The organism is Pseudomonas sp. UBA6562 (assembly GCF_002434265.1).
Classification (GTDB): domain Bacteria; phylum Pseudomonadota; class Gammaproteobacteria; order Pseudomonadales; family Pseudomonadaceae; genus Aquipseudomonas.
The window spans coordinates 58,989-84,071 of sequence record NZ_DJJS01000007.1; the positions used below are offsets into that span (position 1 = coordinate 58,989).

The following is a 25,083-nucleotide window of genomic DNA, read 5'->3' on the forward strand; positions in this document are numbered from 1 at the left end:
CAATGCCATATGTAGCAATCAACCTGGCCAACGATTACGACACGGCCAACAAAATCCGCTATGCCACTCAGGAAGAAGCGGACGCCCGCGCCCGCGAGATCCTGAGCCAGTTCCCCGGCGCCCAGGTGTGCGTAGCGCAAGTGCTTAAGGACTACTCGGCCAAGGTGTCGATCACCGCCAAAGACCCGGCCGAGCCTAAGCCTGTGGACGAGACCGACACCGCCGCCTGACGGCCCGCAGCATCAACCAAGCCCGCCCCGCGCGGGCTTTTTCATGCCTGGAGAAAACCCATGACCGCACGTGGCATCCGCAACAACAACCCCGGCAACATCGACTACAACCCCCGCAACGCCTGGCAGGGCCAACTCGGCCTGGAGGAGGGCGTAGCCAAGCCGCGCTTCGCCCGCTTCGACTCGCCTGAGAACGGCATCCGCGCCCTGGCAAAGCTGCTGATCAACTACCGCGGCAAGGACGGTATGCCCGGCGTCGGCGGCAAGGGCATCGACACCGTGCTCGAAACCATCAACCGCTGGGCGCCGAGCAACGAGAACGACACGTCCGCCTACGCCAAGGCCGTGGCCCAGAAGATCGGCGTGCAGATCGCCGATGTGATCGACGTGCGCGACCCGCAGGTGCTGCGCGGCATGGTCACAGCGATCATCGCACATGAGAACGGCAGCAACCCGTACCCGGCGGCCATCATCAACGAGGGCGTGCGGCGGGCGCTGGCATGAGCGGGGCTCTGGCGGTATTTAGGGCGATACCGCTCTGGCTGGTTCTGGCCCTGGGCGCCGCCGGCGTCATCTGGTGGCAGCATGGGCAAATAAGCAAGGCCCGCGCCGATGCCGCGCAGCTGGCGCAGCAGGCCGGGCAGTGCAAGCTGGCGCGCGACAACCTGGAGGCGCTGGCCGGGGAGCAGGGCAAGGCTCTGGGTGACCTGCAGCTGGCCGCCCGGCAGCGCCAGTCAAGCGCCGAGAAGGCCGTCGACGAGGCTAAGGCCAGCGCCTATGCCGACTACCAGGCCGCCAATCGGTTGCAGCAGGAGCGCACCGGCGGCGATCAGTGCGCGGCCGCGACCTCAATCATCGACAAGGAACTCGGCTTATGAAATCTCAAGTCTCCCGAGAAAGTGCAGATGTGACGGAAAAGTGCAGGAGCAGCAGCAATGTGCAGGTCACGCAGGTGCTGCTGGTGATCCTACTGTTGTCCGGCTGCGCAGCCCACGTGGAGACGGAGGTGCGCACCGTGCGCGTCGAGGTGCCGGTACAAGTGCCATGCCGCGCGCCAGAAGTAGCCGTGCCGCCGTGGGCAGCCGCCAGCCTGCGCAAGACTGACAGTCTGGAGGTCAAGGTGCGCGCGCTGTTGGCCGAGCGTCGGCAGCGCATCGGATTTGAGAAGGAACTGGCCGCAGCCGCCGACGCATGCCGCTGAGGCTGACACCTGCGGTGTCAGCCTCAGCTGTGCCTGTCTGCTTACACCAAACTGATGGGCGCTTGTGGATCAAAGCCGAACTTATTATTTCGAACAAGCCAGAGTGCATTCTCTATATCCGTTGCGGAAAAAGAGAGTGGATTGGACACCTGCCCAGCTAGAACCAGGCCCAGCAGCGCAATTTTGATTTCTAAACGATTTGAGTCTCTGCCACACTTCAAAATCTCACGGCATATTGAGATTTTGAGCCCGTCTGGCAATGGCCCTGGCGTCTGTAACTCGGCTTTGAACCAATATTCTGCCTCTGACACCTGATGGTCTATTTCGCTCTGCGACATAAGTGCTCTCCTTTGGAAATTAACCACTATGCCCGCCATGAGTGCTGGCAGCAACCGTGGCAGAGTCTGATGTAGCCGCAATCAAGGAATGAACTGTGCGGCGATCAAGCGGCAAGCGTTGCGGCAGCTCTTGAGCGAAGCCGAATACCGGTCTGGCGTGCGAGACGTCCTATAATGCGCTGACCAAGCCAGATGGATGAGAGCATGAAGCGGACGATTAGAGGGCTGGCCAGCGCAGGGGAACCGCTGATTTTGGAGGCGACCGCAGCGCTGCGCCGGTATCACCAGGCGGAGGACGCCGGCGAGCCGCCCGAGCAGGTCGAGCGCTTGCGCGTGCTTGCCGAATCGGCCTACCAGGCGGTGACGGACTACCAGCTTTACGCCTACGGCCTCCAGCCGATCACGAAGCACTGACAGCTCGGGCAGCACCGCTGATCGGCGGTTGCCGGGGCGCGCCGCGATCCCTACCATACTGTTTTTTTATACAGTATGGAGCACCATCAATGACCGCCGCCCTCGAAATCGACGAAACGATCCAGATCAGCCTTGACGATCTGATGCAGCTGCGCGCGCCCTACGTCTACCTTGTCAAGATCGAGGGCGACAGCATGCAGGGGGCTGGCATGTACTCGGGCGACCTGCTGATCGTCGACCGGGGTACCGAAGCCAAGCACGGCGAAATTGTCATCGCGGCGGTGAACGGCGAGCCGGTGTGCAAGCGTATGTGTCATGAGCACGGCATGATCGTGCTGCGGTCGGAGAACCGGAAGTACCCATCGCGGTACATCATGGAGGGCGACACGTTCGATGTGTGGGGTGTGGTCCGGTACAGCGTCCGAGATCACGATCGTATAGCGGGGTAGGGTCTTGGCTCGGCAGGACGCCGGAGAAGGGAAACCAAGCTATCCCATACTGCTCTCAGCATCCCGCTTCGACTGGGCAGGAATGGGAATAACTTGGGAACATTCTTAGGCAGAATGGCGGTCCGGACCGTGTCATCGCGCGGTTCTGGACTGCTTAAATCTTGGTGATTTGGAGCACAAAAATTGTGCTTGAAAATAGAGCTAAATCACTTCCAAAACATAAGGGCAAGCCCCTGCTGTATGCGGTTTGTAGCCCCGTTGTTCAGCTGAGGTTTTGGAATCGGTTTAGCCCTCAAATCGGCATAATCTCTCGCTTTATACAACGGTCTTGAAAACCGTCGATGGGCAACTATCCTAGAGTTCGAATCTCTACGCTCGGGTTTTTTTGCGTTTTGGATAGTTCTCAAGTTGCCACCATGGCCAGCGTCTAGCGCGATGCCTCCCCCCCCATAAGCGCTGTAAAGACCATCGGACAAGCCTTGACATCCTGTTCAAAGAGTCTGTCCCTCACTCCTGATTCAGTGCAAAACGCAGCAGCACCTGAACACTCGAAAAATCACTTGTCCAACCACCTCAGCAAAGCCTTATTGAACGCCTCAGGCTCTTCCATCTGCGGCGCATGCCCCAACTTCGCAAACTCGATCAGCTCAGCGTTGGGTATGGCCTTACGCGCAGCCTTGCCCAGCGCCGGGTAGTCGCCAAGCTTGGCTTTCACCTCTGCCGGCGCAAGGTCGCTACCTATCGCTGTCGTATCGGTTTGTCCAATCATCAACAGCGTCGGCACCTGGATCTTGGGAAACTCGTATACCACCGGCTGCGTGAAGATCATGTCGTAGACGAGTGCCGAGTTCCAGGCCACCGCCTTTTTGCCAGGGCCGGCATTCAAACCGGCCAGCATGTCCACCCACTTGTCGTACTCAGGCTTCCAGCGGCTGTCGTAATAGGTCTTCTGTTCGTATGCCTTGATCGATTGAGCGGTGACTTTCAGTTCACGCTCGAACCACTGGTCCACCGTTCGATACGGGACGCCCAAGGCCTTCCAGTCTTCCAAACCGATCGGGTTGACCAGCACCAGCTTCGACGTGTCGGCGGGGTACATCAGGGCGTATCGAACGGCCAGCATGCCGCCGGTCGAATGGCCGACTACGCTCGCCTTCTCCACCCCTAAGTGCTGCAACAGGGCGTGCGTGTTAAGAGCCAATTGCTGAAACGTGTATTGGTACCGTTCGGGTTTGCTCGAAGAACAGAACCCGATTTGATCGGGCGCGATGACCCGGTAACCGGCGTCGCTAAGGTGCTTGATGGTGCCTTCCCAAGTCGCGGCGCAGAAGTTTTTGCCGTGCAGCAAAACGGCTGTGCCCAACGTCGACTTCGGATCTTTGGCCGGTACGTCCAGGTATCCCATCTGCAAATGCTTGCCCTGCGACGTCAACGCCAGATGTTTCAAAGGGTAGGGGTAAGCGAAGCCTTCCAGCTGCGGGCCATAGACATTGGCCGCGTTGGCCTGTTGCACACCTGCACACAACAGCCCGACGAGGGCTGCCGATCGTATTTTGCTTTTCATGTTCGCTTGTCCCTATTTTCGGCCCGTGCGCCCTCTTGATAACCATGGGGCGACGTGCTGTCGGCATGACGACAGTTGTCGACGACGCCTTCTACGAAACCAACGCGCGAGCAATAATTCCCTACCGCGACCGCTAATAGACGCCAGGCCCGCATCCGGCACGCCTGCCTGCCCCTTTGCCATCATCCTTCGCATCCCGCCACCGAACGCCGCGCCTGCTCGGCCACCGATTTCTGCAAGTCCTGATACCAGAGCCCTGCGTCGTAGGCGATGGTCACTATCGTCCTGTGCGCATGCTCGGGTTCGCGGACCAATCGCTGAGCCACTGCCAGACACGCTGCCGCCGTGTTGCCGACGAAGGCGCCGCTCTGCATGTAGAAGGTACGCTGCGCCGCCAGCATTTCTTCCTGCGTGACACTGCAATGCCGATCGACCAGTGCCCAGTCCAGAAACGGCGGGCAGACGCCGACCGCCATGCCTTCGAAGCGGTGGTCGGCGAACACGCCCATTTTCGAATCGCAGCCGGCCGGATCGACCAGCACGGTTTCGACGTCGAAGCCCTGATCCTTGAGGCCCAGGGTAATGCCTGAAAAACTCGCGCCGGTGCCTGCGCAACCCACGAACAGCAACTCCTTGCCGGCCCGCGCTTGGATCAGTTGGCAGGCCAGCTCCGTGGCGGTCTGATAGCGATGGGCATCGACTCCGACGGGGTTATTGAACTGGTCGGTATAGAAGTACGATTTGCCCAGCGCCGCCTGTTGCTCCAGGCGGTGCATCACCACATCCTTGGGCGTTGCACCTGCCAGCAGCATGTCTTTGCCGATCAGCGTGGCGCCGAAGCATTCGAGCAGATCGCGTTTGGTCTGGCTGAAGCTCAATCCCACCGCGAGCTCCACGGCGATGTCGTGGCGGTGGCAGGCGGCGATCAGACCGAAGCCGAAATTGCCGCCGGTTTTCTCGATGACCGTGGTCTCGCCCGGCACGATGTCGCCGTTGCGCACCGCACAGTCGATGATGTGTTTGGCGGCGCGGTATTTGTGGCTGCCGCCCGGATTGTGCATTTCCAGCTTGGTGAGGATGCGCTCGGCAGTGCGGATCAGTTTGCTCATTTGCTGTTGCCCACGGCCGTGTAGCGCGGCTGCGCGTTGCTGTGCAGCACATAGAGGGTCGCCAACAACAAGACCACGCACAGGCCCAGGCACAGGGCGTTGGTGCCCACCCAGCCAATCGAGCCGAGCAGCACGGCCGGCGTGAAGGCGCCCAACGTGGCGCACACGGCGATGGCCAGATCGTTTTTGCCTTGCATCTGCATGGCGCCGGGACTGTTTTGCAGGCTCTGCGCCAGCAACGCGCCGCCGCCGACGTAGGTCAGGTTCCAGCCCAGTCCCAGGACGATCAAAGAAACCGTCATGGCTGTGTAGCCGTGCAAGGTCATGTTGAGCAGGCTGCAGCCGATGAGCATGGCCAGGCCCGTGCACAGCGTGGTGCGCAGGCCCAGCTTTTCGATGATCGTGCCGGTGAAGAAGGAGGGCGCGAACATGGCGATGACATGCCACTGGATCGCCAGACGCACGTCGGAGAACGAGTCGTGCATGTGCTGCATGTGCATCGAGGCCTGGATCATCAGCAGGTTCATGATCCCGTAGCCCACGGCGGCCACCGCCATGGCGGTGAGCAGGGTCGGTGTCAGAGGGGCGGCGTCGTCGCCTTGTACCTTTGGCGTTTGCGCACTGGCTGGGCTGGGCGGTGAAGCGGGCAGGGACAAGGCGATCAGCAGCGACAGCCCGGCCAAGACGACGAACGCGGCGTAGCACAGCGAGAACAGCGCATAGCCCGCCACCTCACGCAGCAGCTCGGTCAGGGTCGGGCCGACCACAGCGGCGACCACGCCACCGGCCACCACCAGTGACAGCGCCTTGGGCTTGAGCGCTTGCAGCAGATTGTCGGTGGCCGCGAAGCGGTTGAAGTTGGCGAAGGCGATATACACCCCCAACGCGGCGTGGCTAAGCACCAGTAGCGCGAACTGCCGATGCTCGACCGCCAGAAAGCCGCTGACCCCAGACACCACCAATGGCAGCGCGCCCAGCATGAACGCCGGTTTGCGGCCGATGCGGCTCATCAACCGGGATGCAGGATAGGTGGCCAGCATCACGCACAGAAACTGCACGCCGTAGGGCAGGGTGGACCACTGCGCAGCCGGTGCCAGCGCCGAGCCGACGATGGCGGCCATGGTCACCGACATCACCGCCGTGGTGAGGTTGATCGACTGGGCGGTGAAGTACAGGTAAGTGCGGCGGGGCAGGCGAGGATTCATGCGTGCTGCTCCCGATAGATCGACAGGTCGGTCGAGGCTTCGGGAAATTCGCAGATCAGCCGTTCCTTGCTCTTGCCCAGGCGTTTGCGGCGTACGCTCAGCCGGCCGATGCGTTGCGGCGATTGCAGGTGGGTGCCGCCACAGGGGATTTCAATGCCTCGGTACGACCACAGCCGTGCGTCTTCCAGGCCTTGTACGGCGGTGTTGCCGATCACATCGTCATGGGCGATCAACTCATTGGCCAGGCGCTCGATCTCGCGCACTTCCTCGGCGCTGAAGGATTCTTCGACAAGGAAATCGAAACGGGCGCCGTCTTCCTTGATGTGGCAGCCGATGGTCCACTGCTCCAGTTCCTGACGAAGTTGCACGGCGGCGGCGTAGAGGAAATGGCTGGCACTGTGAGACAGCGTCAGGCGATCGCGACGCAGCGCATCGATGCTGACGCGCGCCGGCATGTGCACGGTGACCTGCTCCAGCAGATGTAAGTCGTCCGGATGGATCATGTGCAAGATGATGCCGCCCAACTTTCCGCCTTTGAAACCCTCCAGGCGAATGGGCGTGCCGTAGAGTTTTTTCGCCCAGATGAAGCGCAGCGTGCCGATGGGCAACTCGATGGTGCCGTGGTCGGCCTCCTGACCGCCGCCTTCGGGATAGGCCACGGTACTGTCGAGTTCCAGCGCGTCGGCATGCACACGGGTGATTTGCGTGGTGGTCGACGTTAAGTACTGGTCTTGGTAATACAACTTTTCAGTGCTGCGCAGTACTTCGTTATTGAGCAATGTATTCATGGTTCCACTACCATTTGCAGGGAAGTTTTGACCTGCACTCGGGCGCGCGCAGGGACGTCTTTGCTAATGATGCAATTGGGGCCGATGAACACGTCGTCGCCAATGCTCACTGGGCCTAGCACACTGGAAAACGCACCGATCTGGACTCGGTTGCCGATGCGCGGATGGCGGGCGCCAGAGGGGTTGTGGCCAATGCCACGGGCGCCCAGGGTGACACCGCCGAGGATGTAGCAATCGTCGCCGATGACGCTGGTTTCCCCAATCACCGTGCCTACGCCGTGGTCGATGATGAAGCGTTCGCCGATGCGGCTGCGAAAGTGGATTTCCGCACCCGAGAGCATCTTGCCGCGACGCGACAGCATGCCGGCCAGGCACTGCGCATCGCCTACCCGGGCGCCGAAGTGCAGATGCACTTGGTGCGCCAAGCGATAGTGCAGTACGGCCGCATAGGAGGTGTAACTTCTGGCGATGAAGATCGGATCGAAGCCTGAGGCGGGATCTTTAGCGGCGAAGGCCAGCAAGTCTTCGTGGCATTGTTCGGCAACTTCCTGGATTAAAGAAGTGTCGTTGAGGATGGAAAATTCCTGCGTCGAACAACACTCCAATAACGCGGCGGTCACTAAGTTTCTAATGGTGCAGAACGACGCCGGTTCATAATGAACGGGCAGCCGAACGGGTGCATGAGGTTGCATGTCCATGTGGGCCATCGATGCGCTTTCCAGTTATCTGGTCTTGGGTATTGGCGTTGACAGGGAATTGATTGAGAGACGCCGCTGAAGTGATAGTCGCACTATTCGAACTGCCGCGAACGAACAGTCGACAAGCTTTTCAGTTAACTGTTAGCATTTATTTCCTAACGGTTTGGCGGTGGCCCATGAGCAACAGCACGCTGTACGACGATTTGAAGCATCGGCTGGCGAAGGGCGAGTGGCTGGCTGGGCAGCGCATGCCGTCGATCCGCAAGTTGGCGGGGGGCGGGCACAGTTACCACGATGCCGTGTCGGCCTACGCGCGGCTGGTTAGCGAAGGCGAGTTGACCGCCTTTCCCGGTCGCGGCTACTTCGTCACCAGCAGGGCCGCGCAGATCGCCGTCAGCCATGACCCGCTGAGCATGGACAGCGACCCGCTGTTCCGGCTCCTGCAGGGTGGGCAGCACTACACCAAGCTCGGCTGCGGCTGGTTGCCGCCACAGTGGCGCGACACCGAATCGCTGGCCAAGGCAATTCGCCGCACTGCGCGGCTTGAGCAGAGTTCGTTGGCCGAATACGGCGACATCCTCGGCCACCTGCCCATGCGCAAGCAGTTGTGCGTGCACATGAAGCGCCAGACCCGTGTAGACGTCAGGCCCAGCCAGGTCATCACCACCCTCGGTGCGACCCAAGCACTGGACCTACTGGCGCGCCTGCTGATCAAACCGGGCGACCATGTGTTCGTCGACGAGCCCGGCAACGGCAACCTGATCCGTCTGATCCAGCTCGCCGGCGGGCATGTGGTGGGGATCCCACGCGGCCCGGACGGCCCGGACATCGCCGAGATGCAGGCCTATCTGAGTACGCACAAAGTGCGCGCATTCCTCTGCAACAGCACCCTGCATAATCCCACCGGCGGCAACATCAGCCCGCACAACGCCTTCAAAGTGCTGCGCCTGGCCATCGAGCACGAGTTCTATGTGGTGGAAGACGACGTCTACGGCGATTTCAGCCCTGGCGTACGGCAGACCTTCGCCGAGCTCGACAACCTGGAGCGGGTCATCTACATCGGCAGCTTTTCCAAATGCCTGTCGGCCTCGCTGCGGGTCGGTTACATCGCCTGCGCGCAGGAGCTGATCGAGCCGCTGACCCGCCTGAAACTGCTGACCTGCGTGGCCGTGCCGGCGTTCTGCGAGCGCTTCGTCAACACGATTCTGTCCGATGGCACCTATGCGCGGCACATGAAAGACGTGCAGCAACGCCTGATCAGCCAGCAGGTGCAGACCCAGCAACTGCTATTGGCACGGGGCTGGCGCTTCGATATCGAGCCGCAAGGCGGCATGTTCATCTGGGCCTATCACCCGGACCTACCGAACCTGCAACCGCTGATCACCACCCTTGAAGCGCAGAAGATCCTGCTGATGCCAGGCTCTGCGTTTGCCGTCACGCGCGACTACCAGCGCTATGCACGGATAAACTGCACGCATTTTTCCCAGGAGGTCGCACGACATTTCACTGTGAAGGCGTTTTGAAGACGCCTATTGGCCCGGCCACCAAAAGGGTCGGAGCCGCCGTAGTAATGTGCTGTAGGTGCTGAACCCTCAGCAGACCCGCTGGACTAATCTGAATATCTTCATTCTCTTTTCATCTCATTAAGTAGGAGCACCGGCACATGCAATTAGGAATCGTCGGTCTTGGCCGCATGGGCGGCAACATTGCACGACGCTTGATGCGTGCGGGCCACCAGATCGTGGCCCATGACCGTGACCTTCAAGCCGTACAAACGCTGGCCGGCGAGGGCGCCACGGGCGTTCACGACCTGGCCGAAATGGTCAAGGCCCTGCAAGCGCCACGGGCCGTCTGGGTCATGCTGCCGGCTGGCGCCCCCACCGAGCAGACCATCGCGCAATTGGCCGACTTGCTCGAACCCGGCGACTCGATCATCGACGGTGGCAACACCTTCTATAAAGACGACATGCGCCGCGCCGCCGAACTGGCGAGCCGGGGCATGCACTATCTGGATGTCGGCACCTCCGGCGGCGTGTGGGGTCTGGACCGTGGCTACTGCATGATGATCGGCGGCGAGAAAGACGTCTTCGAACGTCTCGAGCCTCTGTTCCGCGCCCTGGCCCCAGGCGTCGGCCAGATCCCCCGCACCCATGGCCTGGAAGGCGAGCACCAGCGTGCCGAACATGGCTACCTGCACGCCGGCCCGCCCGGTGCCGGCCACTACGTGAAGATGGTGCACAACGGCATCGAGTACGGCCTGATGCAGGCCTACGCCGAAGGCTTCGACCTGCTGCGCAGCAAAGGCAGCGACGAGTTGCCCGAAGCCCAGCGCTTCGACCTCAACCTGCCGGAGATCGCCGAAGTGTGGCGCCGTGGTAGCGTCATCACGTCCTGGCTGCTGGACCTGACCGCCGATGCCATGGTCGCCGATCCGCAGCTGTCGCAGTTCAGCGGCTCGGTGTCCGACAGTGGCGAAGGGCGTTGGACCATCGATGCCGCCGTCGAGCAGGCCACGCCGGTGCCGGTGTTGTCCAGCGCGCTGTTCGCCCGCTTCCGTTCGCGCCAGCAGCAGGGCACCTTCGGTGACAAAGTGCTCTCGGCCATGCGCCTGGGCTTTGGTGGCCACGTCGAGAATAAACGCCCATGACCGCACAGAAGACGCCTGCCGCACCGCCCTGCACGCTGTTCCTCTTCGGTGCAAGCGGCGACCTGGTCAAGCGCCTGCTGATGCCGGCGCTGTACAACCTCAGCCGCGACGGTTTGCTGGACCGCAACCTGCGTATCGTCGGTGTGGACCACAACGCGTCCACTGCCGAGGCGTTCGGCGAGCGCCTGCACGACTTCCTCGCCGAGCGTGACGCAGGCGGCGAAGGTGCGCCCAAGAGCGTCGACGAAAAACTCTGGGCAAGCCTGGCCAAACGGCTGGACTACCAGACCGGCGACTTTCTCGACATGGCCACGTACCAGGCCATCGGCGAGCGCATCGCCAAGACCGACCACGGCAACGCGATCTTCTACCTCGCCACCTCGCCGCGCTTCTTCCCGGAAGTGGCGCAGCGTTTGGGCGAGGCCGGCCTGCTGGACGAGTCTGCGGGCGGCTTTCGCCGCGTCGTGATCGAAAAGCCGTTCGGCACCGACCTTGCCAGCGCCCAAGCGCTGAACGCCTGCTTGCTCAAGGTGATGAGCGAGCGGCAGATCTACCGTATCGACCATTACCTCGGTAAGGAAACGGTACAGAACATTCTGGTCAGCCGTTTCTCCAACGGGCTGTTCGAATCGTTCTGGAACAACCACTACATCGACCACGTGCAGATCACCGCAGCGGAAACCGTAGGGGTCGAAACCCGCGGTGCGTTCTACGACGGCACCGGCGCCTTGCGCGACATGGTGCCCAACCACCTGTTCCAGCTGCTGGCGATGGTTGCCATGGAGCCGCCCGCTGCCTTCGGCGCCGACGCAGTACGTGGCGAAAAGGCCAAGGTCATCGGCGCCATCCGCCCGTGGTCGAGCAAGCTGGCGTTGAAGAACTCGGTGCGCGGCCAGTACGCGGCGGGCAAGCGCGGTGACAAAGATTTGCCTGGCTATCGCGAGGAAGACAACGTCGACTCCGCCAGCCAAACAGAAACCTATGTGGCGCTGAAGGTGATGATCGACAACTGGCGCTGGGCCGGTGTGCCGTTCTACCTGCGCACGGGCAAGCGCATGAGCGTGCGCGATACCGAAATCGCCATCTGCTTCAAGCCGGCGCCTTACGCGCAGTTCCGCGATTCGGCCCTGGCGCGGCCCAAACCCAACTATTTGAAGATCCAGATCCAGCCGAACGAAGGCATGTGGTTCGACCTGCAGGCCAAGCGCCCCGGCCCGGAACTGATCACGCAAAACGTCGAGCTGGGCTTCGCCTACAAAGACTTCTTCAACATGACCCCGGCCACGGGCTACGAAACGCTCATCTACGACTGCCTGACCGGTGACCAGACGCTGTTCCAGCGCGCGGACAACATCGAGAACGGCTGGCGCGCGGTGCAGCCATTCCTCGATGCCTGGGCCAGCGGCGGCGAGGTGCACGAGTACCCGGCCGGTGAAGACGGCCCCGAGGCAGGCAACGAGCTGCTGACCCGCGACAAGCGCGAATGGCATGGGCTCGGCTGACGGCCGAGCTTTACCCTGGGCACCGGCCAGCAGCGACTTCCAACCGTATTGTTAAGGACACTCGATGCCCGCACTGATCGAAGACTATGCCCTGCTCGGCAACTGCCGCAGTGCCGCCCTGGTCAACCGCAACGGCTCGCTCGACTGGCTGTGCCTGCCGCGTTTCGACGCGCCGGCCGTGTTCGCCAGCTTGTTGGGCAACGAAGAGAACGGTCGCTGGCGCATCGCGCCTACCGACACCGTCGAGCACAGCGAGCGTCGTTACCTGGAAGACACCCTGGTACTGGAGACGCTCTACGTCACCGCCACAGGGCGCGCACGGGTCCTCGACCTGATGCCGCTCAACGACACCCATTCGGTGGTGCGCATCGTCGAAGGCCTCAGCGGCGAGGTCAATTTCGAGATGGACCTGGTGTTGCGCTTCGACTACGGCCGCAGCGTGCCTTGGGTCGAAAAACTCGACCCCTTGACCTTGAGCGCCGTGGCCGGACCGGACCGGGTGATCCTCAGCAGTACGGTCGCGACCCACGCCATGGACCATCACACGGTCGCACGCTTCCGGGTCGGCGAAGGCACGCGGGAAGTGTTCAGCTTGCGCCACCAGCGCTCGCACCTGCCGGTGCAGCCAGGGTTCGATGCCGACGAGGCGCTCAAGGACACCATCGATCAGTGGCAGGCCTTCGCGGGCCGTTGCCCGGAAGTGGGTGCCTACAGCGCGCAGGTTCGTCGTTCGCTGATCACCCTCAAGGCCATGACCTACGCCCCTACAGGCGGCATCGTCGCGGCCGTGACCACCTCGTTGCCCGAACGCATCGGTGGCGAACGCAATTGGGACTATCGCTTCTGCTGGCTGCGCGACGCCACCATGACGCTGCTCGCCTTCATGAACCTGGGCTACGTCGACGAAGCCCAGGCCTGGCGCGAATGGCTGATGCGCTCGGTGGCCGGCAACCCCGAGCAGATGCAGATCATGTATGGCCTGGCGGGCGAGCGTGACTTGCAGGAATACACGCTGCCATGGCTGGCCGGTTACGAGCATTCGCAGCCAGTGCGCGTGGGCAACGCCGCCGCCGACCAGCGTCAGCTCGACATCTATGGCGAGGTGGCCGACGCCATGAGCCAGGCGATCAAGGCCGGCTTGCCGCGTCACCCGCGCAGCGCCGCCATCGCGCGCTTGATCCTGCCGTACGTGGAGAGCATCTGGCGCGAGCCGGACGAGGGCATCTGGGAAGTGCGCGGCGGGCGTCAGCACTTCGTGCATTCCAAGGTCATGGCCTGGGTGGCCTTCGACCGCGCCGCCAGTCTCGCCGAAACGCGGGAAGACAGCGGCCAGAGCCACCACTACCGGCAGATCGCCGAGCAGATCCACCGGGAAGTCTGCGAAAAGGGGCTTGACCCGAGCGGGCAGTATTTCGTCCAGGCCTATGGGTCCAAGGAGATGGACGCCAGCCTGTTGCAAATCGCCCTGACCGGGTTTCTACCGGCCGATGATCCGCGTTTCCTGCGCACCCTCGAGCAAATCGAGCGACGCTTGCTGCACGAAGGTCTGGTGCTGCGCTACGACAGCGACAACTGCACCGACGGGCTGACGGCGGGCGAGGGGACGTTCCTGGTCTGCACGTTCTGGCTGTGCGACGTTTATGTGCTGGTCGGGCGCCAAACCGAAGCCGAGGCGTTGTACCAGCGCTTGCTGGACTTGACCAACGACGTGGGCTTGCTGGCCGAGCAATACGACCCGCAAAGCCAGCGCATGTTGGGCAATTTCCCACAGGCGTTTAGCCATATAGGGGTGATCAACACCGCGCTGAACCTGTACCGGGCGCAATGCCCGGTGCGCGACCGCGCCAGCGGCGGCGAGTAGTCGCTCGCAGATGGGGAGGGATGGCTATAGTGAAGTCATTCCCTCCCTCGGAGCCTGTCGATGCGTTTGATCAGTCGCGAACCTTGGTGGCACGTGCCGCCCAAGCCCGGTCAGCAAGAACGGGACCTGCACTGGGGTTATCTGGAAATCTATGCCGATGGCAGCACGGTCTTCGTCGACCAGCGCCCGACCGCGCGTGAGCTGGCCGAGCGCAAGAGTTGCCGCCACTTTCCCGATGCCGATACGCCTGCGGGTTCAGTCTTCCAGCGCTGACAGACGCGCTTCCAACGCGGCGATGCGTGCCTCCAAGGCTTCTAGACGATCTTCGGAAACGCTGCTGGTTGCGCGCGGCTGATCGCTCGTGCCGTGCTGGCGAGCGGCAAGGATCGCTTCAATGTGCGCGGGGTCGCCCAGCGCATGGGTGTAGCGGTCTTCACGCTGGCCCGACTGGCGCGGTAGGTGCAGAGCGAGTTCACGGGTCACCAGGCGCTCGAGCTGATGCTGGACCTGGTCCAGGTCTTCGAACGCATGCAGGCGCTGGCTGCGGCTCAGCAACTCGCTCAACGTCTGCGGGCCGCGCAGGAACAACAAGCCGAGCAGCACACGCTGTGCCGGGACCAGTTCCAGCACCTTGTCCAGACGATGCTCCCAACGGTCGGCGCGGCTGCCCATCTGCAAGCGGGCCATGTCCTGCGCTTCGAGCGCGCGTAGGGCTTGCCCGACCTGGCCGGCCGAAAGGTTCATCACCGGTTCTCGGCTGGTCTTCTGGTTGCAGGCGACGACCAGCGCGTTGAGCGTCAAGGGGTAGCTTTCCGGGCTGGTGGCCTGCTTTTCGATCAAGGCGCCGAGGACACGCACCTCGACTTCGCTCAAACGTGCTTCGCCGGCGCTTTGCTGTTCTGACATGGCCTTGTCTCGATGCAATGAAAAGGCCATTAGCGTAGGGGGTGTTGGGGGCTGAGGCAATCGTTCCCCAAGGGCGGCCAACATGGAGCTGGCCGCAATGGGTCAGGCGCTGCGTCGCTCCATGGCTTCGCATGCGGCGGCGGTGAACAGCACGTCGGTCGAGGAGTTCAGCGCGGTTTCCGCCGAATCCTGCACCACGCCGATGATGAAGCCTACGGCAACCACTTGCATGGCGACTTCGCTGGGAATGCCGAACAGCCCGCAGGCCAGCGGAATCAACAGCAACGAACCACCGGCCACGCCCGATGCGCCACAGGCGCAGATCGACGCCACCACGCTGAGCAGCAGCGCCGTGGGCAGGTCCACCGCAATGCCCAGGGTGTGTACGGCGGCCAAGGTCAACACGGTGATGGTGATCGCTGCGCCGGCCATGTTGATGGTCGCGCCCAGCGGGATCGACACCGAGTAGGTGTCTTCATGCAAACCGAGCTTTTCCGACAGCGCCAGGTTGACCGGGATGTTGGCCGCCGAACTGCGGGTGAAAAAGGCGGTGATGCCACTTTCGCGCAGGCACATCAGCACCAGGGGGTAGGGGTTGCGACGGATCATGCAGAAGACGATCAGCGGGTTGATCACCAGTGCGATCGCGAGCATGCAGCCGATCAGTACCGCCAGCAGGTGCAGGTAGCCCAGCAAGGCTTGCAGACCGGCCTGGGCCAAGGTCGAGGCGACCAGGCCGAAGATCCCCAAGGGAGCGAAGCGGATGACGACGCGCACCAGGTCAGTCACCGCTGTGGCCAAGTCCTCGGTCAGGCCGCGGGTCGCCTTGCCGGCTTTGCGCAGCAGCGCGCCCAAGCCGAGCGCCCAGGTGAGGATGCCGATGAAGTTGGCTTCGGCCAACGCCTTGACCGGGTTCTCGACCGCGCTCAGCACCAACCCTTGTAGGACTTCGCCGATACCGCCAGGCGGGCTCATGTCGATTCGCGCGGTGTCGAGGACCAGGGTCGACGGAAACTGCATGCTCGCCGCCACGGCCAGCGCAGCCGCCGAAAAGGTGCCGAACAGGTAGAGCCAGAGGATCGGCCGGATATGCGTCTGTTGGCCCGGCTGGTGGTTGGCGATCGAGGCGATCACCAGCACGAACACTAGAATGGGCGCCACGGCCTTTAGCGCCGTCACGAACAGGCTGCCCAGCAGTGTCAGGCTGGTCGCGACGCTAGGCGCCAGGACGGCCAGGAGGATACCGGAGACCAGGCCGATGACGATCTGGGTGATCAGGCTGGTACGGGTGAGCAGACGAAGAACAGCGGACATATACAGCAGAGCCTCGGAAATTGAGCGGCGGACTCTACCATAGACGTTCGTCCCCTTCAGGCCCCCACGCCCTCGTTGAACAGCTCGCGCCGCGCGCCTTGGGTGATCGCCACAATGCCCGGATGCTTGACCTTGCGCTCGACGGAAATGGCATAGAACGCCTCGGTCACCGCGTCGGTGTGGCCGATCTGCTCCACGGCGCATTGCCGGCAGACCTCTTCTGCGATCACGCTGGGCGCGACGAACAGGCCACTGCCGGACTGGCCGAAGGCCTGCATCAAGGCGCTGTCGTCGAACTCGCCGACGATCCTGGGGTGCACCCGTTGCTCGGCGAACCAGCGCAGCAAGCGGCTGCGCAGCATGCTGTCCTGTCCGGGGATCAGCAACGGAGCGTTGTCCAGGCAGGCGGGAAAAGGCAAGGCAAGCTGGCGGGCGAGGGCTGGCGTCGCGAAGAAGCTCAGGCCCGACTCACCCAGTTTCTGGCTGTGGCCCTTGATATCGAGATGGTTGGGCATGGGGCGATCGGAAATCACCAAGTCCAGCCGTTGGACGGCAAGGTCGGCGAGCAAGCGTTCGAGCTTGTCTTCGCGGCAACTGATGCGCAGCGCCCGATCCCCTTCCATGGCTGGTGCCAGCAAGCGGTAGACGATGGACTTAGGCACCACGTCGGCCACGCCCACGCGGAACAGCACCTGTTGTCGGTCGGGCGCGGCCCGCAGCACGCCTTCCAGCTCGCTGGCGATCTGAAACATCTGCTCGGCGTACTCGAGCGTGCGACGGCCGCTTTCGGTCAGTTCGAGTTGGCGACCCACACGCTGGAACAGTTCGATGCCATGGGTCTGCTCGAACAGGCTGATTTGTCCGCTGACGGTCTGGGGCGTGAGGTTCAATTGTTCGCTGGCGCGAGCGATGCTGCCCGTCTTGGCGGTGACCCAGAAATAGTGCAATTGGCGATAGTTGAGCATCTGAAACATTTGGTTCGAGAAAAGCGAAGTATACCTGGTGAAAAAACGAATTTTCCTGATGTTTCGCCTTGTCTACTCTGTGCGCGATCCCGCGCCTAGCGCGCCTCAACGACCTTCGCAGAGATTCGGCCCATGGACTACCTATTGCAACTCGCTTCGAACCCTACCGCCTGGGTGGCACTGGCTACCCTGGTGGCGATGGAAGTCGTCCTGGGTATCGACAACCTGATCTTCATTTCGATTCTCACCAACAAGCTGCCCGAGCAGCACCGCTCCAAAGCCCGGCGCATCGGTATCAGCATGGCATTGGTCATGCGTTTGGCGCTGCTCAGCACCGTCGCCTGGATCGTGCAGTTGACCGAGCCGGTGTTCGAAGTGTTCGGCCATGCCTTCTCTTGGAAGGACATGATCCTGATCGCCGGTGGCCTGTTCCTGTTGTGGAAGGCGACCAAGGAGATCCACGAAAGCGTCGACCCGCATGGCTCCAAGGAAGAGGCCAAAGCAGGCGCCACTGTGACCCTGGGCTTTTCGGCGGCGATCGTGCAGATCCTGATCCTCGACATCGTCTTTTCCATCGACAGCATCATCACTGCCGTGGGCATGACCGAGCACCTGCCGATCATGATCATCGCCGTGATCAGCGCCGTGGTGGTGATGTTGGTGGCGGCCGATCCGCTGGCCAAGTTCATCAACGACAACCCGACCGTGGTCATGCTGGCGCTGGGCTTCCTGATCATGATCGGCATGACCCTGATCGCCGAAGGCTTCGGTGCGCACGTGCCTAAAGGGTATGTGTATGCGGCGATGGCGTTCTCGACCCTGATTGAGGTGCTGAACATCCTGTCGCGCCGTGCCCGGACCAAGCGAGACGCGGCTGGGGGCTGACGGGTAGACCGAACCACCGGGGCGAGAGGTCCCGGTTGTCAGTGTGGCGTAGCCTTGGGCAAGTTGCCGCGCGGTTTCGTGCGGGGCGGCAAGGAAGCATGGCGGCGCAGGATGCGCATCACCCCCCATAGCATCGCCAGGGCCACGCTGGCCCACATGGCTATCAACATGAGTATCGCCATCGTCAGACTCATGAGCGGCTCCTTCTCTAGGAACGCACGATTGGGTGGTGAATACGAACCCAAGTCTAGCCGCAAGTCGATAGGGCCCAATGCCTTCGGTCCGGCTTCGACGCCTCGCGCCGCACTGTACCGCGTGCAATGCGCGGCCTATGATCGTGGATCTTGCCAGGCGCCCTCCGCCTGGCCATGACAAGCGAGAACCCATGTCGCAGCATGCTTCCCCTTTGCGCAGTTCCGTTGGACGCCGTTGGCTGGTCGCGGGCGCGTTGCTGATCGGTCTGAGTGGCTGCGCCGGAACGCCGGCGCCCTTGCCCAAAGACCTGGCGCAGCGGGTCGAAATCGGCAGCGTGCCGTTTTTCCGTGGCAATGCCCACCATGGCGGAGCGTTGGCGCTGGCGGCCATGCTTTCGCAACAAGGGGTGAACATCACCCCAGGTCTGCTCGACGGCCCGCTGCGCTTGCCCCAAGAGGTAGACCGGTTGGATACTTCGATTCCGCGCGTTGCCCACGAGTACGGCATGCTCGTATACCCCCTGGACAAGCGCTTGGACGCTTTGCTGCGACAGGTGGCGGCAGGCGATCCGGTGCTGTTGCGCTACCAGGAAGGTTCGAGCTTCTGGGCCGAGCCGCGCTACGCGGTGATGGTCGGTTACGATCGCTATAAGCAACAGGTGCTGTTGCGCGCAGGCATGAGCCGGCGGCTGCCGATGGACTTCAAAGCGTTCGAACAGGCTTGGGCCGAGCAGGGTAGCTGGGCAGTGCTGATTCAGCCGCCCCGGCGCTTGCCTGCCCAAGTCGACCGCACGCGTTGGTTGCAGGCGGCCGAGGCCTTGGCACGCGATGGCCAGGAGGTGGCGGCGCGCCAGGCTGTCAGCCGTTTGCAGGAATAAGGCGTGTGAAGGTGGTGCGGGCGAGCGGCCCGCACCTACCTCAGAAGCCGAGCTTGTCGCGCAGGCTGTAATACCAGGCGCCCAAGGCGCTGAACGGCACGCGCAGCATCTGACCGCCGGGGAAGGGGTAGTGCGGCAGGCCGGCGAAGGCATCGAATCGCTCAGCCTGACCGCGTAGCGCTTCGGCCAACACCTTGCCGGCCAGGTGCGTGTAGGTGACGCCGTGGCCGGAGCAGCCTTGCGAGTAGTAGATGTTGTCGCCAATGCGGCCCACCTGCGGCAAGCGCGACAGCGTCAGCAGGAAGTTGCCGGTCCAGGCGTAATCGATCTTCACATCCTTGAGTTGCGGAAATGCCTTGAGCAGCTTGGGCCGGATGATCGCTTCGATGTTCTCTGGGTCGCGGGCACCGTACACCACACCGCCGCCGAAGATCAGGCGTTTGTCTTCGGTAAGGCGGTAGTAGTCGAGCAGGTAGTTGCAGTCTTCCACGCAGTAGTCTTGTGGCAGCAGGCTGCGGGCCAATTCGTCGCTCAGCGGCTCGGTGGCGATGACCTGTGTGCCGCATGGCATGGACTTGGCGGCAAGCTCCGGCACCAGGTTACCCAGGTAGGCGTTGCCAGCGACGATGATGAATTTGCTGCGGATCTTGCCTTGCGGGGTATGCACCACCGGGTTGGCGCCACGCTCGATGCGGATGGCCGGCGACTGTTCATAAATGACGCCGCCGAGCGATTCCACGGCCGCCGCTTCGCCCAGAGCCAGGTTGAGCGGATGGATATGGCCGCCGCTCATGTCGAGCAAGCCGCCGATGTAGTTCTCGCAGCCCACCACGTCGCGAATGCGCTTTTGGTCCAGCAACTCGAGCTGGGTGTGGCCGTAACGCTCCCAGAGGCGTTTCTGTGACTCCAGGTGGTCCATCTGCTTGGGCTTGAGGGCTGCGAACACACCGCCGTCCTTGAGCGCACAGTCGATGCCATAAGTGGCCACGCGTTCGCGAATGATACGGCCACCTTCGAAGGCCATCTGCCCCAGCAACTGCGCCTGTTGCTGGCCCACGCTGCGCTCGATCACGTCGATGTCGCGGCTGTAGCTGTTGACGATTTGCCCACCGTTGCGGCCGGAGGCGCCGAAGCCTACCTTGGCGGCCTCGACGATGCTGACCTTGAAGCCGTTCTCGAGCAGGAACAGAGCGCTGGACAGCCCTGTATAGCCGGCCCCGATGATGCAGATGTCGGTTTCCACCTCACCCTGTAGCGCCGGACGCTGCGGCACCGCATTGGCCGAGGCGGCATAGTAGGACTGCGGGTAGGGAGTGTTAGCCATGACGGGGTAAACCTCGTGTTTTATATTTTTAACGGTTGAGCGCATGCTATCAATAATAATAAACACCCGCTAGCTATAGCCAAAAAAACGCCTGCCCGCGCACGCCATTGGGTAAAGCCATAAACTGATTAGGATTCAGGAAGTTAGCGCAAAAAAAAGTTGACAGTGATTAGCGATCACGTAGAATGCGCCCCACGACAGGCACATAGCTCAGTTGGTTAGAGCACCACCTTGACATGGTGGGGGTCGTTGGTTCGAATCCAATTGTGCCTACCAAATCGACGAAAAAGGCGACCCTCAGGGGTCGCCTTTTTTGCATTCGGATTCTGGGCAACAGCCTTTAAGGGCATCCCCCAGGTCTCGAGGGCGGGACACGCAAATTTCTGATTAATTTGAAGAAAAGCGCTTTACAGGGAAGCAACTGCCCTCTAATATGCGCCCCACACGACAGGCACATAGCTCAGTTGGTTAGAGCACCACCTTGACATGGTGGGGGTCGTTGGTTCGAATCCAATTGTGCCTACCAAACAAAGTCCCGCTCTGCGGGCAGCAAGAAGGGCGATCCGCAAGGGTCGCCCTTTTTTCGTTCTAGCGATCCAAGCTGTTCGAGCCGCGGTATTGTGTCGCCCGATGTCGTAAGCCGCGTCCCCGGCGGCTTCCCGACCCTGCCCATGTATCCAGCGGCAAAGGTTCCCCATGCTAGAATCGGCCCCTTCGAAACGGGAGATAGACGCGTGCGCAAACTGGCAGTGGTAATGGCGGCGATGGCCTTGGTCGGCTGTGACAATGAAGTCGAAGGGGTGCACAAGCAAGTGGCCGAACACCTCAGCAATCCCAAGACGGCTAAATTCGCCAACGTGCGGATCGATACCCAAGGCACCATCTGTGGGCAATTCCGCGGTAAGGACGACCAAGGCCAGTACGAGGCCTATCGCAGTTACGTCGCCATCAAGCAAGAAGGCCAGTACCGGATCATCGTCGACGACTCGGGTAACAACCTGCAGATCCGCGAAGTGTGTGGCGGCGCGCAATTGCAGCGGCGTGCCGAAGCCGTGGCCGACCAGCCCGCACCTGACGGCTGGGATGTGGAGGTGGTGCAGGGTGCGAACATGGGCGCAGTCAGCGACATGACGGCGCGGCTGCTGGAAAAAAGCATTCCTTCATCCGTCGAATACCGCGAGGGTAAACCGGTGGTGCTGATGGGGCCGTTCCCGAGCAAGGCCGAGGCAGAGGCGCGCAAGGCAGACGTCATGGCGCGGCTGGGAACCGACTCGGTGGTCATCCAGCACGGTATCGAGCGCTGAAAGGTTGGCGATGGGCGTGCGAGGCTCGCGCGCAGGGTATCCCTCCGGCTATGCTTGAACACGCACAGCCACATGCAAGGGAGGCCTGATGTCTACAGTGGAAAAGGCCATCGTCATCGCGGCCATTGCCCACGCCGGGCAGGTCGACAAGGGCGGTGCTGCGTATATCCTGCACCCGCTGCGGGTCATGATGAAGGTGCATACACCCGAGGAGCGCATCGTCGCCGTGCTGCACGATGTACTCGAAGATACGGCGGTGAGCCTGGCCGATCTTGTCCGCGACGGTTTCAATCTCAAGACTCTGGCCGCGCTGCTCGCGCTCAGTCGGCGAGCTGGCGAGCCCTACGAAGACTTTGTCGTGCGCCTGGGCAATGACCCCCTGGCCCGGACGGTCAAGCTGGCCGATCTGGCCGACAACAGCGATATAACGCGCATTTCCGAGCCTACCCCAGCCGACTTGCAGCGGCTACATCGCTACCATCGGGCCAGTGCCTATCTGCAAGCACTGACGTAGCGCGAGCGCATTAGGATTCAGTCGTCCTTGGGTACCGTCCAGAATACCTGCACGCCACCGTCGTCGCGGTGGGCGAGCGTGACATTGTCGTTTTCCGCGATTTCCTCGAGCAGGGTTTCCCAGTCCTGTGAAGACTCGTCGGGCAGCCGGTAGATCAAAGCCGCCTTGCTGCGCTGTGCGGTCGGGCTGTTGATGATCTTTTGAATGCGAGTGCCCAGTTGGACGTAGCTGCTGGGCGTCTGCGGCGCGGTGCTGGCCATGAAAGGCTTCCTAGGTGGCTGGATGTGCGTACAGTATTTGAGCGCACAGGGTTGCGCAAGCCTGCAGATTGGCCGGTTGGCGGTTTTCGCGTTGGGTGTGTTGAAAAACAAGACAGATCGCTGCCGAAAGGGCAGGCATATCTTCGCCGCCCTTCAGCGCATGAAGTGCACTTTGCCGGTATCGTCGTTACCCATGTATATGCCATAAACCCCGGCCTGGCGCTCGAGGATGTAGCGCTCCAGAATCTGCCGGATAGCCGGGTAATAGATCTCGTCCCAAGGAATTTCACCGGGTTCGAAAAAACGGTAATCGAGCGTTTCCGGCCCGTATCGTCCGGTTTCCTCGGCGGCCATCGCGCGGAAGACGATGTACACCTCGCTGATTTTCGGCACGCTGAAGATCGAGTAGGGCGAGACGATTTCGGCACGTACCCCCGTTTCCTCCCACACCTCGCGCAAGGCGGCCTCTTCGGTGGTCTCGCCCGCTTCCATGAAACCGGCCGGCAAAGTCCAGGTGCCCGGTCGGGGTGGGATGGCACGCTGGCAAAGCAGGTACTTGCCATCGCGCTCGATGATGCAGCCGGCGATGATCTTGGGATTCACGTAATGGATATAGCCGCAAGCGCAGTACAGCCGCTCGTGCGTATCGCCGGGCGGCACGCCCCGAGCGAGCGCCTGGGTGCAATGAGGGCAGAAGCGCGGGGCATTGGGCATGGTCAGCGGCCTATGCGAGGATCCTTGACGGTCAGGGGTTCGACGATCGCGCGCAGCGAGGTCGTAGTGTCGTCCTGTTTCTGGCGCAGGTATTCCAGAGCGACCTTGGCGGCAGCGCGCACATGGTCGACTGATGCCTGGTGGGCGGCCTGTGGATCGCCGCTCTTGATCGCCTCGACGATTTTTTCCATCTCGTGGTTACTGGCGCCGCGGCGGTTCTTCTGCGAAACGGAGGTGGCGCGCAAGTAGCTGATGCGCGCCTGCAACTGACGCAGTTGCTGGGCGGCAACGCGGTTGCCGGAGCCCTCCAGAAGCACATCGTAGAAGCCTTGCACCGAGTCGAGCACCTGCTGCAACTCGCCCTGTTCCAGCGATTCGCGGTTCTCTTCCAAGGCGCGCTCCAGCGCACGGATGTCCTTGCTCTTGGCGTTGAGGGTGAACAGCTGCACGATCAGCCCTTCGAGTACGCAGCGCAGCTCGTAGATGTCGCGCGCGTCTTCCAGGGTGATGATGGCGACACGTGGCCCCTTGGCATCGGCGAACTCCACCAGCCCCTCGGACTCCAGGTGGCGCAGCGCCTCGCGCACCGACGTGCGGCTGACGCCAAGGCGGTCGCAGAGGTCGCGTTCGACCAGGCGGTCGCCGGGCAGCAAGTGGAAATTCATGATCGCGCCGCGCAGTTTGTCGAGCACGATTTCACGTAGGGTGACGGGATTGCGGTTGACCTTGAAGCTATCGTCGAGGGGCTGGCGTTTCATCAGGTGCGCTCTAATAGAGGCTGTGCGCCAACATCGTGAGAGCACCCAGGCACCGGGTGCTTCCCGCAGTGGTTCAAACAGCCCGTTGTTATCGGGTTGACTCCGCGTCGGCTTCGGCGAACGCTTCACGGGCCAGGCGGAAACTGTCTACCGCTGCCGGGACGCCACAGTAGATGCCGACCTGCAGCAGGATCTCGCGAATCTGTTCACGGCTCAGGCCGTTGCGCAGCGCGCCACGGATGTGCAGCTTGAGTTCGTGGGGGCGGTTGAGCGCGGAAATCATGGCCAAGTTTATCATGCTGCGCTCTTTGAGCGACAAACCATCCCGGCTCCACACATGACCCCAGCAGTATTCGGTCACCAGTTCCTGCAAGGGCTTGGTGAACTCGTCGGCGTTCTGGATCGAGCGGGTGACGTAGTCTTCGCCCAAGACCTGGGTACGGATTTCTAGGCCTTTCTCGTACTTTTCGTTGCTCATGCAGCGCTCCGAAATAAAAACGGGGGCCACGACCGAGGGTGAGTCGCGTAGCCCCCTAAAAAATGTGCGGTTGACCGAGCCACCGCACTCGAACGATCAGCCCAGTGCCGGCAGCGCACCGAGTTTGCCGCGGTGATAGACCATCGGTGTCAGCGGTTCGGCCGGCAAAATCAGGTTTTTCACCGCGCCAACGATGATGGCGTGATCGCCGCCGTCGTATTCGCGCCACAATTCGCACTCGATCACTGCTGTGGCCCTGGGCAGCAATGGGTTGCCCAGTTCGCTCAGGTGCCACTCGATGTCTTTGGCTTTGTCTTTGCCCTTGCTGGCGAAGGCGTAGGCCGCCGCAGTCTGTTCGGCCGACAGCAGATGGATCGCGAATTTCTTGCTGTCGCGCAGAATCGGGTAGGTGTCCGACGCGTAGTTGGGGCAGAACAGCACCAGTGCCGGATCGATCGACAGCGCGCTGAACGCGCTGGCGGTGATGCCGACGATACCGCCCTCGGCATCCAGGGTGGTGACCACCGTGACACCGGACGGGAAGGAGCCCATCACCTCTTTATAGATGCCAGGTTCGATCATC

The 25,083-nt window shown here is 62.1% G+C and carries 31 protein-coding genes and 2 tRNA genes; 17 read left to right on the forward strand and 16 right to left on the reverse strand.

What is annotated here, in order from left to right; all coding sequences use genetic code 11:
- Window positions 1–2: 2 nt before the first annotated feature.
- From B4M43_RS12440 to B4M43_RS12455, 4 genes are read left to right on the forward strand one after another with little or no spacing between them, the layout of a single operon-like run.
- Window positions 3–230 (forward strand): hypothetical protein, encoded by a 228-nt coding sequence (locus B4M43_RS12440; RefSeq protein ID WP_296267489.1) that lies wholly within the window; start codon window positions 3–5, stop codon window positions 228–230.
- A gap of 60 nt (window positions 231–290) precedes the next feature.
- Window positions 291–734 (forward strand): structural protein P5, encoded by a 444-nt coding sequence (locus B4M43_RS12445; protein ID WP_296267491.1) that lies wholly within the window; start codon window positions 291–293, stop codon window positions 732–734.
- Complete coding sequence (locus B4M43_RS12450) at window positions 731–1,108, forward strand: hypothetical protein (protein ID WP_296267493.1); 378 nt, start codon at window positions 731–733, stop codon at window positions 1,106–1,108. Before B4M43_RS12445 ends, B4M43_RS12450 begins: the two co-directional genes overlap by 4 nt.
- Complete coding sequence (locus B4M43_RS12455; RefSeq protein ID WP_296267495.1) at window positions 1,105–1,431, forward strand: hypothetical protein; 327 nt, start codon at window positions 1,105–1,107, stop codon at window positions 1,429–1,431. Before B4M43_RS12450 ends, B4M43_RS12455 begins: the two co-directional genes overlap by 4 nt.
- A 41-nt stretch (window positions 1,432–1,472) precedes the next feature.
- Here the strand turns inward: B4M43_RS12455 and B4M43_RS12460 are convergent, their stop codons facing one another.
- A complete protein-coding gene (locus tag B4M43_RS12460; protein ID WP_296267497.1) occupies window positions 1,473–1,769 on the reverse strand; it encodes a hypothetical protein in 297 nt (98 codons plus the stop codon).
- Window positions 1,770–1,973: 204 nt separating this feature from the next.
- On the opposite strand from B4M43_RS12460, the gene B4M43_RS12465 reads away from it, so the two are divergent.
- Together B4M43_RS12465 and B4M43_RS12470 are read left to right on the forward strand one after the other, a co-directional pair.
- Window positions 1,974–2,183 carry a hypothetical protein gene (locus B4M43_RS12465; RefSeq protein WP_414707839.1) on the forward strand — a complete coding sequence of 70 codons (210 nt, stop codon included), beginning with the start codon at window positions 1,974–1,976 and terminating at the stop codon, window positions 2,181–2,183.
- Window positions 2,180–2,632, forward strand: a complete 453-nt coding sequence (locus tag B4M43_RS12470) for a LexA family protein (protein WP_414707850.1) — start codon at window positions 2,180–2,182, stop codon at window positions 2,630–2,632. Before B4M43_RS12465 ends, B4M43_RS12470 begins: the two co-directional genes overlap by 4 nt.
- Before the next feature lie 556 nt (window positions 2,633–3,188).
- Here B4M43_RS12470 and B4M43_RS12475 read toward each other — a convergent pair.
- The 5 genes from B4M43_RS12475 to B4M43_RS12495 form a co-directional block, all read right to left on the reverse strand.
- Complete coding sequence (locus B4M43_RS12475; RefSeq protein ID WP_296267500.1) at window positions 3,189–4,196, reverse strand: alpha/beta fold hydrolase; 1,008 nt, start codon at window positions 4,194–4,196, stop codon at window positions 3,189–3,191.
- A gap of 182 nt (window positions 4,197–4,378) precedes the next feature.
- Window positions 4,379–5,305 (reverse strand): pyridoxal-phosphate dependent enzyme, encoded by a 927-nt coding sequence (locus tag B4M43_RS12480; protein WP_296267502.1) that lies wholly within the window; start codon window positions 5,303–5,305, stop codon window positions 4,379–4,381.
- The gene (locus tag B4M43_RS12485; protein ID WP_296267504.1) at window positions 5,302–6,510 is read right to left on the reverse strand and encodes an MFS transporter; all 1,209 of its coding nucleotides are present in this window, start codon (window positions 6,508–6,510) and stop codon (window positions 5,302–5,304) included. The genes B4M43_RS12480 and B4M43_RS12485 overlap by 4 nt, the downstream gene beginning before the upstream one ends.
- Window positions 6,507–7,298, reverse strand: coding sequence for an alanyl-tRNA editing protein (locus B4M43_RS12490; protein ID WP_296267506.1), 792 nt, complete (start codon window positions 7,296–7,298; stop codon window positions 6,507–6,509). Before B4M43_RS12490 ends, B4M43_RS12485 begins: the two co-directional genes overlap by 4 nt.
- Window positions 7,295–8,005 (reverse strand): serine O-acetyltransferase, encoded by a 711-nt coding sequence (locus B4M43_RS12495; protein WP_296267508.1) that lies wholly within the window; start codon window positions 8,003–8,005, stop codon window positions 7,295–7,297. Before B4M43_RS12495 ends, B4M43_RS12490 begins: the two co-directional genes overlap by 4 nt.
- 167 nt (window positions 8,006–8,172) lie before the next feature.
- Here B4M43_RS12495 and B4M43_RS12500 point away from each other — a divergent pair, with 167 nt between their 5' ends.
- From B4M43_RS12500 to B4M43_RS12520, 5 genes are all read left to right on the forward strand, one after another.
- Window positions 8,173–9,519 carry a PLP-dependent aminotransferase family protein gene (locus B4M43_RS12500; RefSeq protein WP_296267510.1) on the forward strand — a complete coding sequence of 449 codons (1,347 nt, stop codon included), beginning with the start codon at window positions 8,173–8,175 and terminating at the stop codon, window positions 9,517–9,519.
- Between the two features lie 140 nt (window positions 9,520–9,659).
- Window positions 9,660–10,643: a phosphogluconate dehydrogenase (NAD(+)-dependent, decarboxylating) gene (gnd, locus tag B4M43_RS12505; RefSeq protein ID WP_296267512.1), complete on the forward strand. Its 984-nt coding sequence runs from the start codon at window positions 9,660–9,662 to the stop codon at window positions 10,641–10,643.
- Window positions 10,640–12,145 carry a glucose-6-phosphate dehydrogenase gene (gene zwf / locus B4M43_RS12510; RefSeq protein ID WP_296267515.1) on the forward strand — a complete coding sequence of 502 codons (1,506 nt, stop codon included), beginning with the start codon at window positions 10,640–10,642 and terminating at the stop codon, window positions 12,143–12,145. Before gnd ends, zwf begins: the two co-directional genes overlap by 4 nt.
- A 64-nt stretch (window positions 12,146–12,209) precedes the next feature.
- A complete protein-coding gene (locus B4M43_RS12515; RefSeq protein WP_296267517.1) occupies window positions 12,210–14,006 on the forward strand; it encodes a glycoside hydrolase family 15 protein in 1,797 nt (598 codons plus the stop codon).
- Between the two features lie 60 nt (window positions 14,007–14,066).
- Window positions 14,067–14,279, forward strand: coding sequence for a hypothetical protein (locus B4M43_RS12520; protein ID WP_296267519.1), 213 nt, complete (start codon window positions 14,067–14,069; stop codon window positions 14,277–14,279).
- Here the strand turns inward: B4M43_RS12520 and B4M43_RS12525 are convergent.
- From B4M43_RS12525 to nhaR, 3 genes are all read right to left on the reverse strand, one after another.
- Complete coding sequence (locus B4M43_RS12525; protein ID WP_296267521.1) at window positions 14,262–14,912, reverse strand: YceH family protein; 651 nt, start codon at window positions 14,910–14,912, stop codon at window positions 14,262–14,264. The two genes, B4M43_RS12520 and B4M43_RS12525, sit on opposite strands and share 18 nt — an antisense overlap.
- A 102-nt stretch (window positions 14,913–15,014) precedes the next feature.
- Window positions 15,015–16,226, reverse strand: coding sequence for a serine/threonine transporter SstT (gene sstT, locus B4M43_RS12530; protein WP_296267523.1), 1,212 nt, complete (start codon window positions 16,224–16,226; stop codon window positions 15,015–15,017).
- A 56-nt stretch (window positions 16,227–16,282) separates the two neighbouring features.
- Window positions 16,283–17,191, reverse strand: a complete 909-nt coding sequence (gene nhaR / locus B4M43_RS12535; protein ID WP_296268390.1) for a transcriptional activator NhaR — start codon at window positions 17,189–17,191, stop codon at window positions 16,283–16,285.
- A gap of 132 nt (window positions 17,192–17,323) precedes the next feature.
- Here nhaR and B4M43_RS12540 point away from each other — a divergent pair, with 132 nt between their 5' ends.
- Complete coding sequence (locus tag B4M43_RS12540; protein WP_296267525.1) at window positions 17,324–18,076, forward strand: TerC family protein; 753 nt, start codon at window positions 17,324–17,326, stop codon at window positions 18,074–18,076.
- Window positions 18,077–18,114: 38 nt separating this feature from the next.
- Here B4M43_RS12540 and B4M43_RS12545 read toward each other — a convergent pair whose 3' ends face one another.
- On the reverse strand, window positions 18,115–18,270 hold the full coding sequence (locus tag B4M43_RS12545; protein WP_296267527.1) for a hypothetical protein: 156 nt from the start codon (window positions 18,268–18,270) through the stop codon (window positions 18,115–18,117).
- Window positions 18,271–18,461: 191 nt separating this feature from the next.
- Here B4M43_RS12545 and B4M43_RS12550 point away from each other — a divergent pair, with 191 nt between their 5' ends.
- Entirely contained in the window at window positions 18,462–19,148 is a 687-nt protein-coding gene (locus tag B4M43_RS12550; RefSeq protein ID WP_296267529.1) for a peptidase C39 family protein, read from the forward strand.
- A 40-nt stretch (window positions 19,149–19,188) separates the two neighbouring features.
- Here B4M43_RS12550 and B4M43_RS12555 read toward each other — a convergent pair whose 3' ends face one another.
- Window positions 19,189–20,472 carry an NAD(P)/FAD-dependent oxidoreductase gene (locus B4M43_RS12555; RefSeq protein WP_296267531.1) on the reverse strand — a complete coding sequence of 428 codons (1,284 nt, stop codon included), beginning with the start codon at window positions 20,470–20,472 and terminating at the stop codon, window positions 19,189–19,191.
- A gap of 199 nt (window positions 20,473–20,671) precedes the next feature.
- Between B4M43_RS12555 and B4M43_RS12560 the strand changes: the two genes are divergently transcribed.
- The 4 genes from B4M43_RS12560 to B4M43_RS12575 all read left to right on the forward strand — a co-directional run bounded on the left by B4M43_RS12560 (window position 20,672) and on the right by B4M43_RS12575 (window position 22,290).
- Window positions 20,672–20,748, forward strand: a tRNA-Val gene (locus B4M43_RS12560).
- A gap of 173 nt (window positions 20,749–20,921) precedes the next feature.
- Window positions 20,922–20,998 (forward strand) — tRNA-Val (locus B4M43_RS12565).
- Window positions 20,999–21,206: 208 nt separating this feature from the next.
- Window positions 21,207–21,776, forward strand: a complete 570-nt coding sequence (locus tag B4M43_RS12570) for an SPOR domain-containing protein (protein ID WP_296267532.1) — start codon at window positions 21,207–21,209, stop codon at window positions 21,774–21,776.
- Window positions 21,777–21,864: 88 nt separating this feature from the next.
- Complete coding sequence (locus tag B4M43_RS12575) at window positions 21,865–22,290, forward strand: GTP pyrophosphokinase (RefSeq protein ID WP_296267534.1); 426 nt, start codon at window positions 21,865–21,867, stop codon at window positions 22,288–22,290.
- A 17-nt stretch (window positions 22,291–22,307) separates the two neighbouring features.
- On the opposite strand, the gene B4M43_RS12580 is transcribed toward B4M43_RS12575, so the two are convergent.
- The 5 genes from B4M43_RS12580 to B4M43_RS12600 all read right to left on the reverse strand — a co-directional run bounded on the left by B4M43_RS12580 (window position 22,308) and on the right by B4M43_RS12600 (window position 25,082).
- Window positions 22,308–22,550 carry a DUF1654 domain-containing protein gene (locus B4M43_RS12580; RefSeq protein ID WP_296267535.1) on the reverse strand — a complete coding sequence of 81 codons (243 nt, stop codon included), beginning with the start codon at window positions 22,548–22,550 and terminating at the stop codon, window positions 22,308–22,310.
- Between the two features lie 153 nt (window positions 22,551–22,703).
- On the reverse strand, window positions 22,704–23,264 hold the full coding sequence (locus B4M43_RS12585; protein ID WP_296267537.1) for an NUDIX hydrolase: 561 nt from the start codon (window positions 23,262–23,264) through the stop codon (window positions 22,704–22,706).
- Between the two features lie 2 nt (window positions 23,265–23,266).
- Entirely contained in the window at window positions 23,267–24,022 is a 756-nt protein-coding gene (locus B4M43_RS12590) for a GntR family transcriptional regulator (protein ID WP_296267539.1), read from the reverse strand.
- 88 nt (window positions 24,023–24,110) lie between these two features.
- Window positions 24,111–24,500 carry a carboxymuconolactone decarboxylase family protein gene (locus B4M43_RS12595; protein WP_296267541.1) on the reverse strand — a complete coding sequence of 130 codons (390 nt, stop codon included), beginning with the start codon at window positions 24,498–24,500 and terminating at the stop codon, window positions 24,111–24,113.
- A 96-nt stretch (window positions 24,501–24,596) separates the two neighbouring features.
- Window positions 24,597–25,082 carry a flavin reductase family protein gene (locus B4M43_RS12600; protein WP_296267543.1) on the reverse strand — a complete coding sequence of 162 codons (486 nt, stop codon included), beginning with the start codon at window positions 25,080–25,082 and terminating at the stop codon, window positions 24,597–24,599.
- Between the last annotated feature and the right edge of the window lies 1 nt (window position 25,083).